Origin of the sequence: Mesorhizobium sp. M1328, from assembly GCF_040318075.1 — a bacterium.
Lineage (GTDB): Bacteria > Pseudomonadota > Alphaproteobacteria > Rhizobiales > Rhizobiaceae > Mesorhizobium.
Genome location: NZ_JAMYLO010000021.1, coordinates 78,764 through 96,793 on the forward strand (window position 1 = coordinate 78,764; position 18,030 = coordinate 96,793).

Here is an 18,030-nt window from a genome sequence, read left to right on the forward strand (position 1 = left end):
CCATTGCGAATCAACTCTTGATAGTTCCTCCACGCGCCATCAGGAAGCGGCCACTGCTCTGCCACCGATTTCACAGCCAAAGAGAGGATGGCGAAACAGAAATAGCCCGCTTCGTATCGAGATTACTGGTCATTTCGGCGCAAAGCTTACGGCCGAGACGCGCCTGAAAATGCGCAAGCACCGCGGCAGCTCGCCAACAACGGACGGATCAACGGTCACGACGGCGGGATACCGCGCCGTAGATCTCGCTGGACGAGCATCGCAATAATCCTGTCGAGACCTTGGTTGCTTTCAGCGGAGACCGCCACTATGAAGCGACGCTTCGCCGACTGTGTTTCACGCCGCCTGGAGAGTTTCATGACAGAAGAAGCCGAAAAAAACATCGACACCCTCATCGAGCTCACGGCCGATGTGGTCTCAGCCTATGTCTCCAACAATCCGATCCCGGTGGGGGATCTCCCTGCCCTCATCGGCCAAGTGCACGCGGCTCTGAAAGGGACGGCCCGAGGTGTCTCTACAGAAGAGCCGGTTGCCCTTACGCCTGCAGTCCCGATCAGGAAGTCGGTGACACCGGACTACCTCATCTCCCTTGAGGACGGGAAGAAATTCAAATCGCTAAAGCGCCATCTGTCGACCCACTATGGGCTGACGCCAGATGGATATCGGGCCAAATGGGGCTTGCCGGCGGATTATCCGATGGTCGCGCCGAACTACGCCGCGGCGCGCTCTTCATTGGCCAAGACGATGGGGCTCGGCCGCAAACCGAAAGCGCCGGAAGCGCCGGAGCCGGCGCCGACGAAGCGAACCCGCAAGAAGGTCGCGGCTTGATTTCGGCAATCGAGATTCGTTCTGGAGCGTTGCAGCCATCGGCTTAATCTGCTCGTCATATAAAAAGGCGGGGCCAACCCCGCCTTCCTTTCAAACAACTTTGTTTCATGAGGAATTCGCGACGCCTGCAGCAATCTGCTGCCCTCAGTTTTTGCTCGCTCCTATCGAGCGGCCGTGAGGACCTCCGGACCTACGCGCCCACTCTTGCCAAGACGCAGGAGAAAATTTCAACCAGCTTTGCTGAGGCTGCCAGCGGAGGACTTGCCGGTGCGGCGATCCTGCTCGATCTCATAGTTGATCTTCTGGCCGTCAGCGAGGGTCGAGAGGCCCGCGCGTTCGACAGCGGAAATGTGGACGAAAACATCCGGACCGCCATTGTCGGGCTGGATAAATCCAAACCCCTTGGTGCTGTTGAACCACTTTACCGTTCCAGTAGGCATATACGTGTTCCTCCTTAACAATTGCAACGTGGGCAGGCCATTAGGCCTGCCGACTCATAGCCGAGACTTGGGCGCAGTAAAAAGCGAAAAATTGTTAAACCCCGATCAGCTGGCGTACTCCATTTTGGCCGAAGTCGCCAGCGAGCACTGTCCTACACTACCGCTCGAGCATGGCCGGAAGCGCCCGATCCTTCCAACGCTCCTCAGCCCCACGTCTACGGCTGGTGCTTGGAGGCACGGGACGTAAGGCCGACCGCTGCTCGTGCCGCCAGGTCAAAGGCCGGGTAGTTCACGGAGCTACCTTCGTGCATAACGGCTTGCCAAGCGCTTGAAGGAGTTTCGAATTGGATTGTTTCAAGAGGGTCGAGGGGTTGATCGATGCCACCAGCGTGGAAGCGATCGATAACGCGCGCGTTTTGCTGGACCAGTTCAAGGGCAAGTCAGAAACAATCGCCCAAGCGATCGACGACTTCCTACTTGATTTCATGACCTTGCTGTTTGTGGTAGAAGCTACCCGCGAGCGGTTCCACAGTCCGGCGAGGCGGTTGGCGCGCATCAGATTGAGCAGGATCAGGCTGTTACTCACCCGATGCTCTTGACCTTAGGGACCACGCCGCCAGCGATGCGTTTGCAGCCGCAAAGAAGGCAAAATCTGTTCGCCGGCAAACCGAGCACAGCCAGGCGGTATTTACGCAGATGAATTCGATCGCGACCGCCAAATTCTTCTGTTTGGTACCCAGCGACGACGGCAAGCGCGGACAGCTTCCGTGCTGCTGTCCTCCCGCGACAAACGTGCCTGCATGCCCCCTATCCACGGCGAGCTCGACGGTTATTTCTCACGTTTGACCAAGGTCCCGCGCAAACACTCCCCTTTCCCGCAGCAACTCATCAGGCTCAACGGCCTCGCGGCAGGCGCATTACGCCAGAAGCGCGCAACCGCATCGTTTTTTCCCGCCCGACTCTTACGATCTTCGTTTTCCGACGCCTCGCGGATATCGCCCAACTTGCCGATTTTGGATCAGATCCGTCCTAGCGCGCGAGCGGGCTCCGCGCTCGAGTTGGCTGGGCTGCTCACGCCTCTGCCCTTCAGCATCGACCCGGTCTGGCTGTCGAGGACAGGGTTCAGCTGGGGCGACCAACATCTCCATTCTCACCGTCAGTGCAGCGGCCATTCGAAGCGCATCCTATACCCCTCCCCGGCAGCGCGCCCAATCGTCTTCCTAACAAAGAAGATATTCTCAGCCGCGCGCGTCGCGTTCGGCCCTGTCCGATGTCCGACAATGTCGGATGCGCAACATGGCAGAGCCCGATTTGTCCACTGCCTCGAACGGTATCTGATCTGGCACGGTGCATGCTTGGTCATCCGCAAGGCGTCGCGGACCAAGGAGAATCCGTCCCATGATCACCTCACCGAGAAATACCGCCGCAGGTCTCCTGGGTCCATCCAAAGATGAGGCTCGGGTAAGGCCTGGCCCCACGAAGAGCTTATTCATCTGCCTCGGCGCTGCCCGCCGATCCTCCCACGCGGGGAGACGGGGACGCAGCGCCTTCATCAAAATGAGGAACAAATCACTTTGCCTCGAACCTTGCCTTTCGACCAGCCACCACAACCGGAGCCATCGATCGTCCGCCTGGCTGCGCAACGCGTTCATTGCCACCGCGCTGGCCCTGGTGACGACCGCTCCGGCTCTGGCCGCCACCGCCGGCGGCAAGGTGACGGATTTCCTGCTCGACAACGGCATGGAAGTGGTCGTTATCCCCGATCACCGCGCGCCGATCGTCACTCATATGGTCTGGTACAAGATCGGCAGCGCCGACGAGCCACCCGGCAAATCAGGCCTTGCCCATTTCGTCAAGCATCTGATGTTCAAGGCGACGACCAACCACGCCGCCGGCGAGTTCGACCGAGCCGTCTCAGCCATCGGCGGCTACAACAACGCCTTTACCGCCTATGACTATACCACCTTCCTCGAGACGGTGGCGCCCTCGGCGTTGGGTGAGATGATGGGCTTCGAGGCCGATCGCATGTTCAACCTCATCCTCAACGAGGATGATATCAAGACCGAGCGCGACGTGATCCTGGAGGAGCGCCGTTGGCGCAGAGAGACGAACCCGCATGCTCTGCTGGACGAGGAGGTCAACGCGACGTTGCGGCAGAACCAGCCCTACCGCATTCCGGTCATCGGCTGGATGCAGGAGATGGAGAAGCTGAACGGCACCGACGCATTCACCATCTACAACAAATACTACCGACCGAACAACGCCGTGCTGGTGGTGGCCGGCGACGTAGAGCCTCAGACGGTGAAGGCGCTGGCCGAGAAGACCTATGGCAAGGTTGTGCGCGGGCCGGACCTGCCCCCGCGCAACCGCCCGGACGAGCCGGAGCAGAACACCAGGCGCACAGTGACGCTGACCGATCCGCGCGTTTCGGTGCCGAGCTTTTCCACTCATTGGGTGGTGCCGTCCTATCATACGGCAGAGCCCGGCGAGGCCGAGGCGCTCGACCTGCTGGCCGAGATCCTCGGCGGCGGTAACCGCAGCCGGCTATATCAGGAGCTTGTCGTCAAGCAAGGCATAGCCTCGGCGGCCGGCGCCTCCTTCCAGGGCACCATGCTAGACGACACCAATTTCACTATCTCCGGCTCGCCGCGCGGCGATGCAAAGCTCGTCGATCTCGAAGCGGCGGCCGTTGCCGAAGTCGCCCGGATCGCCAAGGATGGCGTCACCAGCGACGAGCTGGACATGGCCAAAGACCGCTATATCCGCTCGGTGATTTTTGCGCACGACGAGCTGGACCACATCGCCAACATTTATGGCAAGACGCTCACCACCGGTGGCAATGTGAAGGACGTGCTCGAGAGGCCGGACCGCGTCCGCAAGGTCACCATCGACGAGGTCAAGGCGGTCGCCGCGCGTTATCTGGTGCTCGACCATTCGACCACAGGCTATCTTTTGCCGCAGCAACAGGCGGGGAATTGATCATGAGCTCCATCCCCATGCAAATGCGCCGGCCGGTCTTCCCTCGGCGCGCCTTCGCCACCCTGTTCCTCTCCATCCTCTTTCTCGTCTTGCGGGCGCTCGCCCGGTAAACGGGATCTGTTTAAAGCCGCGAGGAGCGGTTTTCGCGGGCTTTGCCAGGCATTTGCCGGTTGAGGCGTTTTTGGGGTGCGCTCCTCCTCAGGCCAGCCTCTCTTCGAGTGGATAGAGTCGCCGATTCGGCGCAGGCCACCAGCATCCACTCCGCGCGGCTGGCGAAGCCGAGTGTCCGTTGTTCAATCGTTCGACTAGTAGAACCGCGAGGCATCTTCTAGCGTATTCAGGTATTCTCCCTTTCCAGTTGGGTACCGTGGTCTACCAGCTGTCTGGCCGAGGCCCTATAAGGAACCCGGACGTCACGGAGTACATACCGCACCTGCTATATATACCTGCTGCGTTGAGGAGGAATCCGGTATTGCCCCTGTGCCTGCCGATGATCCGTCACCTGAGATCCCCTGACCTGTTTGGACCCATTGATCGCGTGCCGGCACTTGGCACGCGGACTAGCGAGCGGACATTCGAGGTCCTCAACCCGTCGACTGGCGAAGTGCTGGCAGAACTACCCGACATGGGTGTCGAGGAGACATGCGCTGCGATCGACAAGGCCTATGTCGCTCAGCCTGGATGGGCAGGGTTGACCGCACGTGAGCGCAGCGACGTTCTATGGCGATGGCATCAGTTGATCATCGACTACGCCGACGATCTCGCCGAGATTCTCACCGCGGAGATGGGCAAGCCGCTTGCCGAAGCCAAGTCGGAGGTATCGCATGCTGCGGCGTATCTGCAATGGTACGCCGAGGAGGCCAATCGCGTCTACGGCGAGACGATCTCCGCACCATCGATGGACCGCCGAATGCTGGTAATCAAGCAGCCCATCGGAGTTGTTGGCACGATAACGCCATGGAATTTCCCGGCCTCGATGGTGGCGCGCAAAATCTCGCCAGCCTTGGCGGCGGGCTGCACGATCCTCCTCAAGCCCGCTGAACAGACGCCGCTCGTGGCGGGAGCAATGTTCGCCCTCGCCCATCAGGCTGGCTTTCCCGAAGGCGTCGTCAACCTGATCTATGCGTCCGAAGGTGACGCGGTCGGCCGCGAACTTTGTACCAATCCCAAGGTCCGCAAGATCAGCTTCACCGGGTCGACTGAGATCGGGCGCCTTCTCATGCGCCAGTGCTCGGACCAGATCAAAAAAGTCAGCCTTGAGCTCGGTGGCAATGCACCTTTCATCGTCTTCGATGATGCCGATATCGATGCCGCGGTTGACGGTGCGATCCAGGCGAAGTTCCGCAATGCCGGCCAGACCTGCGTTTCGGCGAACCGCCTTTACGTCCAGTCGGGCGTTCACGACGAGTTCGTCGAGAAATTCGTGGAACGGGCTCGCCAACTTCAAGTTGGTGACGGTTTCGCTCCCGGAGTGGACATCGGACCGCTCATCGACAAGCACGCTTTGGCCAAGATCGAATCCCATATTGCCGATGCAGTCGCCAAAGGCGGCGCAATTCGATGCGGGGGCAAACGCATCGGCACGAATGGCACGTTTTTCCAACCGACAGTCCTGACCGGTGTCTCCAGCGAGATGACCGTCGCGCAACAAGAGACATTCGGGCCGCTGGCACCGATTATTCGCTTCAAAGATGCGGATCAGGTCGTGCGTGAGGCCAACGACACGATCTACGGCCTCGCGGCCTACTTTTATGCCTCCAACCTGAAGCGTGTCTGGCGTGTGGCCGAGGCCTTGGAATATGGAATGGTCGGGGTAAATACCGGCCGGATGTCTTCAGAAGCGGCGCCGTTCGGTGGGATAAAACAGTCCGGCATCGGGCGGGAGGGATCCCGCCATGGCCTCGAGGACTACCTAGAAATGAAATATCTCTGCATGGGCGGCATCTGAATTTTCGGCTTGCAGGGTTCACAGACCGGGTAACCTGGCGAGCGATCTCCAAATATGTGAATTGTAGGATCGCCTCCTCGATTGGGAACTGAGGGGTGGCTCCGTACCCGAGCAAACACGCAATCCTGAAGGAGCACCCTGGCTGGACTTATCTCTCGACGAGACTAGCGTCTGCATTGTCGGCGAAGACGGCGTGCATGTGACGGAGGATACGCTTGCGAGGGATTTGGCGGCCCTCGCCGACTATCTTCAGGCGACGGGCTGTCTTTGCGCGGGTCTGGTTGGAAGCTTGTGCACCATCGCGATCGTGAACGCTGGTTGTGCGCAATATCCGGTTTCTGGGGCAGAATTTTGAACCTGCTATCTTCCGATTGTCAGTAGCTCAGTTGTTCTTCGGCCGACTGCCGCGCCAGTACAGGCTCGGACAGATCGAAGATACCATCAGGCAAGCATTCGCATTCGACATTTCCGGTGATCGGCGCACGATCCAGGGCGCGCCAGGTTCACCAAGCGCCTCGAACCGCATGACGGTCTTGACCGGCTGGAGGACGGAAATCCCGCGATGCCGAAGAGGTTGGTCAGCGCAGTCGAGCCCACACGGCATTTGCGGCACGAAACAGCAAGGGTTGGGAAGCGATCGGCCGAGCGGTCCTCGAAGGCGCGGGCCAGGGTGACGACGATGCGTTGGTTCAGGTCCGCCAATCTGGTCTCTACCGTCTGATAGCGGCTTCGGTCGCCAGTGACAGCGAGTAAAGATATTTGGCATCATCGGCTTTGATTGCCGCGCAGATCTGGTCGAGATTGGGACAGCTCACTGGTGCACCTTTGGGCTCATAGTGCTTCCTCCTCATCGAGATGAGGATTGCCGGATTTGGCGTAGAACATCAACACGGGTCCGAGATCAAAGCGCGTCCCGGGCGCAAGGCGCTGGACGGACCGGGGCCATGTTTCGGTTGAGACGCCATCGATGCCTCGCGCCAGCGTTCTGGCGAATCGGGGCATCAGCGGAGCAAGTGTCGGTGCCAGAATCGCAGCGGCCGTCGTCTGAAGGGCTAGCGAAGTCCGATTGCGGGCGGGATAGAAACGTCGCGCCGCCGCATAGTCTCGCGCCCGACGGTAGATCACGCAATCGCGCACGAAATCGCAGACCTGAGCGGCCGCGCGCCGGACCGAGAAGCCTTCGTCCGAATAGGCGCGCTCCATCGCCGCGCGATAGATCTCTATCCGAGCAAAGAAGGCGCGGTCGACCGGGCTCCAGTCGCCTGCATCGGGTACACGGCCGGCAAAATCCTGCTTGATTTCCTGGTTCAACGCATCAAGCCAGTTCAGCCATATCCCTTGGAACACCTCGTTCTCGGTGCGGCGCAGCGCGTCCAGCGTGAAATCGGTCCGCTCACCTTCCGGGCGTGTCAGGCCCAAATGGAGGCGCACGACGTCGACTGTCTTTGGGCTCAGAACCTCCTTGCCCCAGACCGCATGGCGGCAGCTGGTTGAGAACTTCTTGCCGTCGAGCAGGTAGAACTCGTTGACGTGATAGTGGATGCGTGGCGTCCAGTGAGAGAAGACCTCTGCGTAAAGAGCTGGGTAGAGTAGCGCGTGGTAGAACGAATTGTCGAAGCCGAAGAAATGGACAATCTGCCAGTCGTTGCCGGGCATCTCCGCCTTCCAGTTGCGACCCAGCAAGCGGCCGAGCGCCTGGATGTTGTAAAGAAAACCGAAGGCCATTTCCGGCCAGACCCAGATCACTTGCCCCGGGAACCCTTCGGCCGGCAGGCCCCAGTCCGAGGGGTGGGTAATGGGCACTGAAAAGTTGCCGCGTCGGCGTAGGCGCGCGAAGAGATCCAAGATCCGTAGCGGGACGCCCGACGCCCTTAGATGCCGGTCGATATTGTCGTAGCATCGGTCCAAGGCAAGTTCCGGGCGGCGGACGGAGCCGACCAGCGGCGCCTCGGTAGACTGCCGTGACCGGGCTGCACCCAAGTCGTGGCAAAGGTTTGGGGCGCCGCATTCCTCGCAGATGTTGCCACCGGCGGAGCCGCCGCAATCGGGGCAGAGGCCGCTAACATCCGGCTCGTAAAGATAGTGGCCTGTCACAGCGTCGAAAAGCGCAGGGCTCTGGCGCAGATCTACCGCCGTGCTGCTCAGAAGACTGCGGAAACACGCGGCTTGAAACTCGCCGTAACCGTCATCGCCCATTGTGGGTTGGAAGCTGTGGACGTCACAATCGAGAAGTGCAAGCGTGGCGCGAATCTCGTCGGCGTAGTAGCGCGCCACGTTTGCAGGCGTCGATTGATCGGCATCGGCGCGTGTCGTGACGTAGCTCTGGTTGTCATCGCTTCCAGTGAGGTGATATGCTTCGACTCCTTTCATGCGCAGGAAACGAGTATACACGTCGGCGCCGAAATAGGGGCCAGAAAGATGCCCCAGATGCAGATCGCCATTTGGCGTTGGCGGCGTGGAGAAGACGAAGATCGGCCCGCGTGGAGCCGTGGTCTTTGCAGCGGCATCAAGGGCGGCCTCGCCGTCTCGCCAGTAGACATCGACGAAATCTAGGTCTTCGTTTCCGTCGTTGCGCAGCACATGCGCTTCAAAAGGCTGGAACAGAACGATATCGCCCGCCTCGACCGAGATTTCCCCACGGTCGATCGTGACCTTGCCCGCGCCAGACAGGACCACGAAGGCCTCGATTTCGTCATGCCGATGGGGCTCGGATGTAACGCCCGGTGCCAGCCTACCGAACGAAAAACCCGTGCCGACGCTTCCCGTTCCAAGCGTGGCCATGTCGATACCGAACGCCCGCGACAGCTCCGTTCGAGAAAACGTGTATTTGCGCATGACAACGAACCTAAGCTGTTGAAGCCGTGGGATCTTCGGCTGCCAACGCAACAGCCTCTTGTCCAAGTTGCGCAGAGAAGCGGCAGCCCAACCCGTTGGCGGCCCCGGCCAGAATAATGCGGCTCTGGGCCGCAAGGCGGGCGACGAGGGGGGCGCCAGTCGGGCTGTAGGCGTCATAGAAGACCGCCCTGCGACCACCTCCATAATCCACGTGCCGAAGCGTCGTAACGGGCTGCGGTCGCTCCGCGAGCCCGCAAATCAGAACGCCATACTCTCCGCGCATTTTCGAGCGGCCGATCAGTTTCGTGTGCATGCCTCCGCCTTGCTGCGTGAGCTCAATCGCGATAGAAAATGCCATTTGGGGGCTTGAGATTGTCGAGATCGGCCACTTTGCCCTCGGGTGGGTTAAGGGCGCGCTTAAGCACGTTATATTCAGCGCGGGTCGGTCCACCGGTTGAAGCACGCTGGAACACCAAGTAGAGTGTCCGCCGCGAACGATTGCTTTTGTTCGGTCGTGAGTAGTGCGGTGCGTAATCGTCGAAGATGAAGATGTCGCCAGCCTTCCATACTACGGGTTCCCAGGAGAACATTTCGGCGACTTGAGGATCGATCACCCCACCGGCATCCATGGGAAACACCCCCTTCTTGTGGTTGCCGGGGCTGAAGAAAAGCCCGCCGTTTTCCGGGTCGGAGTCGTCGATGCCTATGGCAACCACCGCATGGACCATCCGGTCGGGGAGTTTGTGTGGAATGTGATAAATGTCCTGATGCGGGAGATAGCCGCCGCTGTCGGGGTAGTGGAAAATCAGCAGCTCCTTGAGCCTGCGCGAATCTTCGCCAAGCAAATCCTCGACCGCTGACTGTATGCGCTGATCTTCTAAGAGCAAACGACGCAATGGATCATGGAAGTCGAGAAAATTCTCGATCTTGGAGATGATCTTTCGATTGTCCGTCGTCTTCTCGAACCACATGAGCCATTTATCATCGCTGACATCCCAGCGTGACATATCTTCGACAAAAATAGAGATATCTTCCTGAGCCGCCGGAGCGAAGAACCTTTCGAGCCTGACGTATCCGTCTTTCTGCCACTTTTCTCTTTGTGCATCAGTCAACATACGAAAAGCCTCCTGTTGGAAAGACTGGTTGGTCGGACATCCCAATTAGGGCAGTCGGGCGCTGGTCAAGTTGCGGGTCCACAGAGACGGACTCACGTCATGTGGGACGGCGATGCTAAGTGCGTTCCGCTCCGGCGGATATTGCCCGCAGAAGCTCGGCGCGAGACTGCCTATGTCAGGCTCAGCCGGGTCCAGGGGTTCCGTAAACTGGGCCGGATCAATCGCTTCACCCGGTCCAGCCACGACACGCATTGCTAAAGGCCGGCACCATCCGCTGACCGCCGACCCAGCCATGGCCGGCAAGACCACGGCGCTCTTTCGAGTGAGCGACCTGGTACGGTCTTGACAACCGTAGGGGAAATGCACGCCCCCAGAATAATGCGATGCGCCGCTTGGTCCAAGGGCTTGTTCGGTCACGATGATTTCGGAGAAGCCTCCGGCCTTCGGCGCAGCGGAGGCGGACATCATTCCTAGGATGCCACCGCCGATAATCAGAAGTCTACGAGTCATATCCCGCTGCCCATTTCTTCGGCTACGGGGTCGGGCCAGCGCTCGATCGAGGTATGGCTGATGAAGCCCGGATGCTCGGGGTTCGCGCATGGCGCGCGCCCAAGAAGGCTATCGAGGATGCGGCGCGCGCGCCAGGCCAGCAGGCTTAGGTTCGGATCGGCCAGGCCGCGCTGCCCGAGGCTCGCGTTTTGTACGAAGATGCGTCTGTCACCCGGTCCGTCCCAGCTCACCGAAAAATCCTCGCGAATAGCTAATTCATTGTCGATCTGCTCCAGCCGGTGCGCGATGGGTGCCAAGAAGTCTGGGACCGCGTTCTCGTAACCGGTGGCCAGGATGACGATGTCAGCCGTGACTTCTTCGACCTCGTCCATGCCGTGCTGCAGGGTCAGTCTGTGACCCGCGCCGGCGTTGATGCAGTGCGAGACGGTGCAGCCCGGCCGCAGTGTGATGTCGCATCGGTTTGGCTCGAAAAATGCGTGGCGGTACAGCGCCTGATAGATCGCGCGCAATGTACTTTCCGAAATGCCGTCCGAGGCAAGCACGAAACGCCGCAGGAGCAGCTTGCGCTGCGACTCGCTCATCGCCGCGAAACGATCCGAAAAGCAGGGCATGAACAACTCGTTTGTGAACGGGCTGTTGTCGAGAGGCAGGTAGTTCTCACGCTGCGAGACCCAAGTGATCGAGGCAGGCCGCCGTTCTTTCGGCAGGCCGACAAGGTGCAACATCACCTCGGCTCCCGACTGGCCTCCGCCAACCACGCAGACATGCTTTCTCCGCACCTCAGGATGGATGTGCAATAAAACAGATGAGTGGAACAGGTTGCGTCCAGTCCAGCCCTGAAATTGAGACGGAATTTGCGCCTGCTTGCCAATGCCGACCACGAGGTTTCTGGCGCCGAGAACCGCCTTATCCGTCCGCACCCGGAACTCGCCGTCAAATCGGATTTCGCGCACCGTCTCGCCGCCACGTACAAGTGGGTTCCTTTGGAAGACCCAGTTCAGGTATTGCTCAAACTCAACTCTGAGCACGGCTTCGAACTGTGCGTTCAGGAAGTGGTACAGACGCCCCTTCTCGTGCAGGAAGTTTACGAAAGTGTAGGCTGATCGCGGATTCACCAGCGTGACCAGATCCTTGAAGTGGCTGACCTGGAGCTCCGAGGAATCAAAAGCGATGCCTGAATGCCAGCGGAAGTCGACCTGCCGATCCAGGAACAGTGCCCCTTGCCCAACTTGCTCGTGTATCTGACACGCGAGGCTCAAATTGGACGGCCCAGCACCGACCCCAACGCAAGATAACTCCACTTGGCTTTCCTCCTATAGAATCTTCCCACTAGGCGGCTTGTTCGCGGCTAGTATCGGCCATAGCCATTGGCCCCCTCGCGGACGTTTCGATCCCCGGTGCCGACCGGATTTGCGAGAATTGTCCTGCGGGTTGTCGAATGTAGACCCGAGCATTCCAGCGCGGTGACAATCGACGGGTCATGCCGGGGACGTGGGTTGGGGGCATCAACGTATATCCTTTCCGCCCGCCTCGATGACCGCCTCGCCGTTACGCGAGACGCTTTCCAGGCCCATCAGGTGTTTGAAGCCGGCCGAGTCGCCCGCCTCGACCATGACGCGCCGGCCTTTCGCCGGCTTGATGGCGGGCGAGAGCGCGGTTTTTCTGCGGCGACGGCATTTTCGGTGCGCATGATCATGGACGACGTCTCGCTGATGCGTTCGCAGAATCCCGTGCATGGGCCGTGCCAGAGAAGGAAAACCTTGTTAAACAGCGGGTTGGCGGATTTGCGATCCTGTCGGAAATCCGACATTGAGGGGGGACGCCACCGGCGGCGCCCGATTTGCACGTCGATGTCGCCTTTTCCGAATAGCTAATCGGGCACCTTCTGCACCAGAATACTTCTCATGGAGACCAGCACGAAGCCTTCATGAACGGACAGTGCATAACCCGGTGTCTCTGCCGGACAGATCGCGATATGCCGTCTCCCATCGAGGTCGGCAGTTGCAAGAGCTGCCAAATCCTTCGCCCTATCGTGCCGTTGCACTGGCTCGATCCCGACATCCTCGGAGGCGGCGATCATGAAGAGTGACGCATCTCATGTCCGCCGCGACGCCTCTCTCATGAGGAAGCAATTCTCTGTGTTGGTGTCGGATCGATGCTCTTGATGACATGGTTGCGGATGGGCGCATGCCCAGACCTGAGCGCATCAATGATTGCGCGATCTGGGAACTTCACCAACTGGATTGTCGAATCTCTGTAAAGATAGCGGGAAGGAGAATTGCGTTCTGACCACTCTGCCGGTTCCAAAAGCACATGCGCCATTCGGTTCCTGCGACTCAATCCAGGCGGAGGGATGAGGCCGCAAAGCAGTCTTTTGCGCGCCCACCGGTGGGCCAGGGTGGAGCCGTCGTAAACGCAGTTATTCGATGATCGCCGCCGCGGAGTCCTCAGGCTGTGCCGCGCCCGGCACCGGCGACCTAGTGGTCGTCGATCGCCCCGTAGCCGATGTCGATCTGAAGCTCGGCCAGTTTCGCGGTGAGCTTCATTGCTATTCCGCCGTGCCCACCGAGCTCGCACAGGAGGTTCTCTCAGGCGGTCACGGCTGCATTCGTTGTCGGATCTTCGACGATGTCGGACATGAGACACAGCGCCATCAGGGTGATCGCATTGTTCTGAAATGATTTTTTCATTTGGCACGACACCTGCAAAGCAGTCCGCAAAACGCGCTGCGGCACGGACAGAGGAGAAATCATGCCATGATCAAGCTCGCCGAACATGCGGTCGCAGCCGCGAAAACTGAGCTTTCCCGGGCCGACGGAAGACTTTGCGCCTGTTTTCCAGGCGACATCACTCTTCGGGTTAGCCGGACATGACCGTATTCGATTTCCGCCCAACGCTGAATGCTCCGTACGATGATCCCCATCTTTGGCTCGAAGATGTAGAAGGAGAACAGACACTTGCCTGGGCCGACAGCCAGTCTGCCAGGACCCTGAGGCACTTCGGTGGAACACAGTTCGATCGCGACCACGAGGCCCTGACAGCGATCTTCGACCGTCCTGACAAGGTTCCCGTGATCACGCGCCGCGGTCAGTACCTCTACAATTCTGGCAAGATGCCGGAAATCCGCACTACTATGGCGCCGGGACCACCCTTGCCGCCTATCCGCCGATCCTGCTCGCCACCACGAAGCGGGACGACCGCGTCCCACCCGGGTCACGCGCGTAAGACGGCCGCAAAGCTGCAGGCCTTTGGTTATCCCGCTTACTTCTAAGTGAGTACAGGTCGATGATTGCGAGCACGGCGCAAATAATTGGTGCGCGGTCCCACGCAAACTGCGCATGAGCGCTCCGCCAATCACGCAATTCGAACAAGACTTTTCGTAGTTCAGTGCATCATTTCTAAACAGCAAGGAGAGAATATCATGGCGAGAAACCAAATGCGCGCGGCACGGGGAGTAACAGCGGCCGTTTTCCTCATCGTGATGGGACAGCAGGCCGTCGCGGCGGACCTTGCGCAAGCCGCGAGCGTCCCGCAGGCGGGAGCCTCGGTCACGGAAGCGCCAAGCCCTTGGCAGATCCGCCTGCGTGCGTTGGGGGTCGTCACTGAGGATTCGGGCTACGTCAAAGCAGTGCCCGGCTCCGATCTTTCCTATTCGAACACGGTGACGCCGGAATTCGATATCTCCTATTTCTTCACGGACAACATCGCCGCCGAGCTCATACTCGGCACCACCTATGCAAACATCGGGGGCCAAGGAGCGATCGGCGGGCTGGGCAAGATCGGCAAGGTTTGGCTGCTGCCGCCTACGCTCACATTGCAGTATCATGTTACCAATTTCGGCGCTTTCAAGCCCTATGTTGGTGCCGGCGTGAACTACACGATATTCTATAACCAGGATGTCGGCAGCGCCGACGCTCTCAAGGTTAGGAACACGTTCGGCGCCGCGCTGCAGGTCGGGTTCGACTACATGGTGGATCAGCACTGGGGCGTCAACTTCGACGTGAAGAAGCTTTTCCTCAAGCCAGACTTCGACGTCACGGTCGACGGCGCGAAGCTGACGGGGAAGGCTGCGCTCGATCCGTGGTTGATAGGCGCAGGTGTCACCTACCGCTTCTGATACGCAACGCGAAGGCGGCCTGCTACAGCCGATCTGAAATGAAGGGCGCCTCGGGCGCCCTTTCCACGCCGGCCGCTGCACGGGCGAGTCGACCCGGATCATTGGGGGGTGGGGCCTTGTAACCCTTGGGCATCCACATTGAGTTTCTCAATCCGCTGGCGGAGGGCTTCGCGGAGGCCGTTTTGCGGGGGTATAATCAGCGATGTTACAGCCCAAATCGATCACGCCGATTGCCGACGAAGTCCCCTGGTCGGAGAGCCTTACGAGCTACGACAGGCAGCATTTCACGATCTATCTGCGTATTCTGGATGCCTGTGCCGACCATGCCGGCGAGGAGGAGATGGCCAATCGCATTCTCGGCATTGACCCGTCCACTGAACCGGTCCGCGCCAAAAAGGCTATCCGCAGCCATATCGACCGTGCTAATTGGATGGTGACGACCGGCTACAAGGAACTGTTCGCCGGCTGACGCACAGCGCGGATCTCATTCAAAGAAGGAAATTCAGATATTCGCCGTTCATGAGCGCACGGCCACGTGAGACGGCGCGGCGGATACGATCGCGCAGGTGATCTTGAGGATCGTTCCAGTCGGACCGGACGCGCGCTTGGCCGACCAGCGCTTCGGCGATTTCGCGATGTGATGCTCCGGCAAGCGCGCCATCGAGAGCGCGGAGGACGAAGTTCAATCGGGGCCCGCGTCTTTCCGGCGGAAACAAGCGCGCGGGCAGTTTACCGCAGGCACAAAGGGCATTGAGGCACTCCAGCGCTAACAGACGATGCTTCGAAAGTGCTGCCGGCCAGATCGCCTCGGTGCGCAGGTAAACAGGATGCAGGACATCCGCTCCCGAAACAGCAAGCTGGAGGCTGCGCTCCGCATCGCGAAGAAGAACCTCCTGGCTCTTGTCGGGCATCAGCAGGACTGCAGCACGACATGGCAATGCCGCCAGCTCGAACGACGATATAGTCGACGATGCAAATTGCCGTTCCGCGATGACAGGCAACACGCTTGGGCACCGGCGGGGACACCAAAACACAGGCGCATTGCGCCCGTAAGATTCAGCGAAACGAAACACCCCAGCGCGACAGGTTGCCGGCCGACGCGATCACCTCGACGGTGGTTCCATGCGGCAAACTGCTGGCCTGCCGGCGCGCAGCAAGCACATCATGCTGGAATACCGGATTGCGCCGCAAAAACTCCCAGGCCCAGCCACGCAGCGTCAGCTGAGCGGCATAGTCGTATGACCTATCATTCCACCAGTCGGGCAGATCGGCGTCCGTCGCAAGAGACGTGGACATGACTGTGCTCTCCTGCCGGGCGTCACATTCACGCCACCCGGCGAAGCACCGGCGCCCATAGCACCGGACTGTCGATACCGCTATTTTGTCGTACCGCATGGAGTGTCGCTTTCGACACTTCGAGGTAGCCCGCCAGTGCGCGTGTCGCGCCGATCGTGTGCGGGTTGCCGATCCGCTCGAGGGGCCAGCCGGCGCGACGAAGAATGCGCTCCATGCGCAAGTCGGTGACCGTGACGACGTGGCTGAGCCGGCGTGAGAGGCCGAACTCGATCATGCCGGCGAAGAGCTCGTATGTGCCGAGAGCGATACCGCCCGCTCCCTTTTGCGCAGATGAAGCTATGTCGAGCGCAAAACGGCTGCTTTCCCACACGCTCGGATCCTCAGGTGCAGCCCTTCCTTCCAACAACATGGGAAAGGTATCGCGAATCATGGTCGGGCCCGCTGAGGGCAGAAGGCGAACGCAACCCTCCACCCGGCCGTCGAAACCGCGCAACAACAGGTAGTGCGGTCTGAGCGCGTCAAAGGAATCGATTTCATAGCCGCCATTATCCTGCACGTCCCAGCCTAGGCGTTCCTTGAAGACGCGAAATCGAAGCCGATACATTGCATGCAGTCCGTCAGCAAAGTCGTCGTAGCACTCAGGCGCAATAAGCTGGATCATCATAGGCCTCCAATAGCGGGAAACATTTCCTCGCCATTGGAGACGATCCTTCGCGAAAGCGCAGCCTGTGCAGTTCCGGAGGTCAAGCCGACTTTGGAAGCGAAAAGCCTGAAGCCGCCAGACGCGTAATCGCCTGTCGGGTGGTTGTCACGCCAAGCTTCTTGCGGACGTTTGCCAGATGGAACTCAGCCGTATACCGCGAGATCTCCAGGATGTCCCCGGTATCTCGGGCGGACTTGCCACGCGCCGCCCACTGCAGGCACTCGTATTCACGCGGCGTCAACAACACACCGCCAACTGTTTGATCGCCCGATAGTCTGCAGCGGACGAACGTATGAAAACAGCTCGCGAAAAACGGAAGACCTTGCTCGTAGCGATCGGCCACGCGAAAGTATGCAGGATCGGGCTTGTCAGCGGCAAAGGTCATAGCCGCAAAATTGCCGCGACCATCAATGATCGGGATCGTCACGCCGCAGCGGATGCCGAACTGCGCTGCTTCCTCGAAAAACCTAAGCTGAGGCTCGGACAGATCAAAACCTTTTAGGTCAAATCCCCATCGAAATGGGGACTTTCCATAGCTTGCACGTAAAATGACCGGGTCGACGTTTTGATACCGGTTCTCAAGATAGCGCGCTCTCCAGAGCGCCGGATAATTGGAGATGAGCATGGGCCTGCCATCCGACCCCGGCGGCATGGAGAGGTAGGCAAAGGCGAGTAGATCGAGACTTGAGGCGACATCGGCCAGGGCTCCGCGAAAATCGCTCTCCTCGACACTCGCCGATAATTTTTCCAGGAATGTCTCGAAGACAATTCGCATGTCCTTCCTCATTGTCCTGACTCAATCTCTCTGCTGTGCGCCACCCGGCCTGTAGACCCCATCGTAAGCCGACCTCACAAACTGGCCGGGCTGACCGTCTTTACAAATGCCGCGACGGTTGCGCATATCATTAGCTCGCCAGCCGTAGCTACGCGGCGATCTCGGACGTTTTTATCTGAAATGCTACAGCACCCTCACAACACAAGAAGGTGCTGATGGAGCAGTTCGAGAGTGCGAAGCGCATTGGTGGAGAGCAGCGGCCGGGCTGAAATTGGGTCACCGAATCCAACAAAAAGACGCGCGGTGCGAGTGTTCGTCTTTGACAATTTCGACCGGTGATCGGCAACGCGGCCATTGTATTCCTATGCAGCTATAACCGACGTGATCAGGTCGGAAATCGTCAGGCGTGTTGGTAGCAGTGCTTTGGGCGATTTATGCCAGGTGGGTAGAAGCTGTTGCTCCCATTTGACAGACCGAGCGGCGA

Annotated in this window: 17 protein-coding genes; 7 read left to right on the plus strand and 10 right to left on the minus strand. The window is 59.5% G+C overall.

Annotation, left to right across the window (positions count from 1 at the left end):
• The first annotated feature begins 357 nt into the window (after window positions 1–357).
• Window positions 358–828, plus strand: coding sequence for a Ros/MucR family transcriptional regulator (locus NKH23_RS27920; protein ID WP_352615682.1), 471 nt, complete (start codon window positions 358–360; stop codon window positions 826–828).
• Window positions 829–1,055: 227 nt separating this feature from the next.
• On the opposite strand, the gene NKH23_RS27925 is transcribed toward NKH23_RS27920, so the two are convergent.
• Complete coding sequence (locus tag NKH23_RS27925) at window positions 1,056–1,268, minus strand: cold-shock protein (RefSeq protein WP_023679670.1); 213 nt, start codon at window positions 1,266–1,268, stop codon at window positions 1,056–1,058.
• Window positions 1,269–1,639: 371 nt separating this feature from the next.
• On the opposite strand from NKH23_RS27925, the gene NKH23_RS27930 reads away from it, so the two are divergent.
• The 3 genes from NKH23_RS27930 to NKH23_RS27940 all read left to right on the plus strand — a co-directional run bounded on the left by NKH23_RS27930 (window position 1,640) and on the right by NKH23_RS27940 (window position 6,195).
• A complete protein-coding gene (locus NKH23_RS27930) occupies window positions 1,640–1,867 on the plus strand; it encodes a hypothetical protein (RefSeq protein ID WP_352764212.1) in 228 nt (75 codons plus the stop codon).
• Window positions 1,868–2,825: 958 nt separating this feature from the next.
• A complete protein-coding gene (locus NKH23_RS27935) occupies window positions 2,826–4,247 on the plus strand; it encodes a M16 family metallopeptidase (protein WP_352515954.1) in 1,422 nt (473 codons plus the stop codon).
• Window positions 4,248–4,737: 490 nt separating this feature from the next.
• Window positions 4,738–6,195, plus strand: coding sequence for an NAD-dependent succinate-semialdehyde dehydrogenase (locus tag NKH23_RS27940; RefSeq protein WP_502912383.1), 1,458 nt, complete (start codon window positions 4,738–4,740; stop codon window positions 6,193–6,195).
• Between the two features lie 831 nt (window positions 6,196–7,026).
• Here the strand turns inward: NKH23_RS27940 and NKH23_RS27945 are convergent.
• From NKH23_RS27945 to NKH23_RS34715, 5 genes are all read right to left on the minus strand, one after another.
• Complete coding sequence (locus NKH23_RS27945; protein WP_353035841.1) at window positions 7,027–9,165, minus strand: class I tRNA ligase family protein; 2,139 nt, start codon at window positions 9,163–9,165, stop codon at window positions 7,027–7,029.
• Window positions 9,166–9,365: 200 nt separating this feature from the next.
• Window positions 9,366–10,145 (minus strand): phytanoyl-CoA dioxygenase family protein, encoded by a 780-nt coding sequence (locus NKH23_RS27950; RefSeq protein WP_352819008.1) that lies wholly within the window; start codon window positions 10,143–10,145, stop codon window positions 9,366–9,368.
• A 506-nt stretch (window positions 10,146–10,651) separates the two neighbouring features.
• Window positions 10,652–11,914, minus strand: a complete 1,263-nt coding sequence (locus NKH23_RS27955; protein WP_353035843.1) for a lysine N(6)-hydroxylase/L-ornithine N(5)-oxygenase family protein — start codon at window positions 11,912–11,914, stop codon at window positions 10,652–10,654.
• Window positions 11,915–12,525: 611 nt separating this feature from the next.
• Window positions 12,526–12,735 carry a hypothetical protein gene (locus NKH23_RS27960; RefSeq protein WP_352485074.1) on the minus strand — a complete coding sequence of 70 codons (210 nt, stop codon included), beginning with the start codon at window positions 12,733–12,735 and terminating at the stop codon, window positions 12,526–12,528.
• Between the two features lie 508 nt (window positions 12,736–13,243).
• Entirely contained in the window at window positions 13,244–13,549 is a 306-nt protein-coding gene (locus NKH23_RS34715) for a hypothetical protein (RefSeq protein WP_502906959.1), read from the minus strand.
• Between NKH23_RS34715 and NKH23_RS27970 the strand changes: the two genes are divergently transcribed.
• The 3 genes from NKH23_RS27970 to NKH23_RS27980 all read left to right on the plus strand — a co-directional run bounded on the left by NKH23_RS27970 (window position 13,525) and on the right by NKH23_RS27980 (window position 15,241).
• Window positions 13,525–13,926 carry a hypothetical protein gene (locus NKH23_RS27970; protein WP_353035845.1) on the plus strand — a complete coding sequence of 134 codons (402 nt, stop codon included), beginning with the start codon at window positions 13,525–13,527 and terminating at the stop codon, window positions 13,924–13,926. The two genes, NKH23_RS34715 and NKH23_RS27970, sit on opposite strands and share 25 nt — an antisense overlap.
• Before the next feature lie 165 nt (window positions 13,927–14,091).
• Complete coding sequence (locus NKH23_RS27975) at window positions 14,092–14,772, plus strand: OmpW/AlkL family protein (RefSeq protein ID WP_353035888.1); 681 nt, start codon at window positions 14,092–14,094, stop codon at window positions 14,770–14,772.
• Window positions 14,773–14,974: 202 nt separating this feature from the next.
• Window positions 14,975–15,241, plus strand: coding sequence for a DNA -binding domain-containing protein (locus tag NKH23_RS27980; RefSeq protein ID WP_353035847.1), 267 nt, complete (start codon window positions 14,975–14,977; stop codon window positions 15,239–15,241).
• Between the two features lie 19 nt (window positions 15,242–15,260).
• On the opposite strand, the gene NKH23_RS27985 is transcribed toward NKH23_RS27980, so the two are convergent.
• The 4 genes from NKH23_RS27985 to NKH23_RS28000 all read right to left on the minus strand — a co-directional run bounded on the left by NKH23_RS27985 (window position 15,261) and on the right by NKH23_RS28000 (window position 17,546).
• Window positions 15,261–15,776, minus strand: coding sequence for a DUF2285 domain-containing protein (locus NKH23_RS27985; protein WP_353035849.1), 516 nt, complete (start codon window positions 15,774–15,776; stop codon window positions 15,261–15,263).
• A 52-nt stretch (window positions 15,777–15,828) separates the two neighbouring features.
• On the minus strand, window positions 15,829–16,068 hold the full coding sequence (locus NKH23_RS27990; protein ID WP_352908131.1) for a transcriptional regulator domain-containing protein: 240 nt from the start codon (window positions 16,066–16,068) through the stop codon (window positions 15,829–15,831).
• Window positions 16,069–16,096: 28 nt separating this feature from the next.
• Window positions 16,097–16,729, minus strand: coding sequence for an acyl-homoserine-lactone synthase (locus NKH23_RS27995; RefSeq protein WP_353035851.1), 633 nt, complete (start codon window positions 16,727–16,729; stop codon window positions 16,097–16,099).
• A gap of 82 nt (window positions 16,730–16,811) precedes the next feature.
• The gene (locus NKH23_RS28000; RefSeq protein WP_353035853.1) at window positions 16,812–17,546 is read right to left on the minus strand and encodes a helix-turn-helix transcriptional regulator; all 735 of its coding nucleotides are present in this window, start codon (window positions 17,544–17,546) and stop codon (window positions 16,812–16,814) included.
• Window positions 17,547–18,030 lie beyond the last annotated feature (484 nt).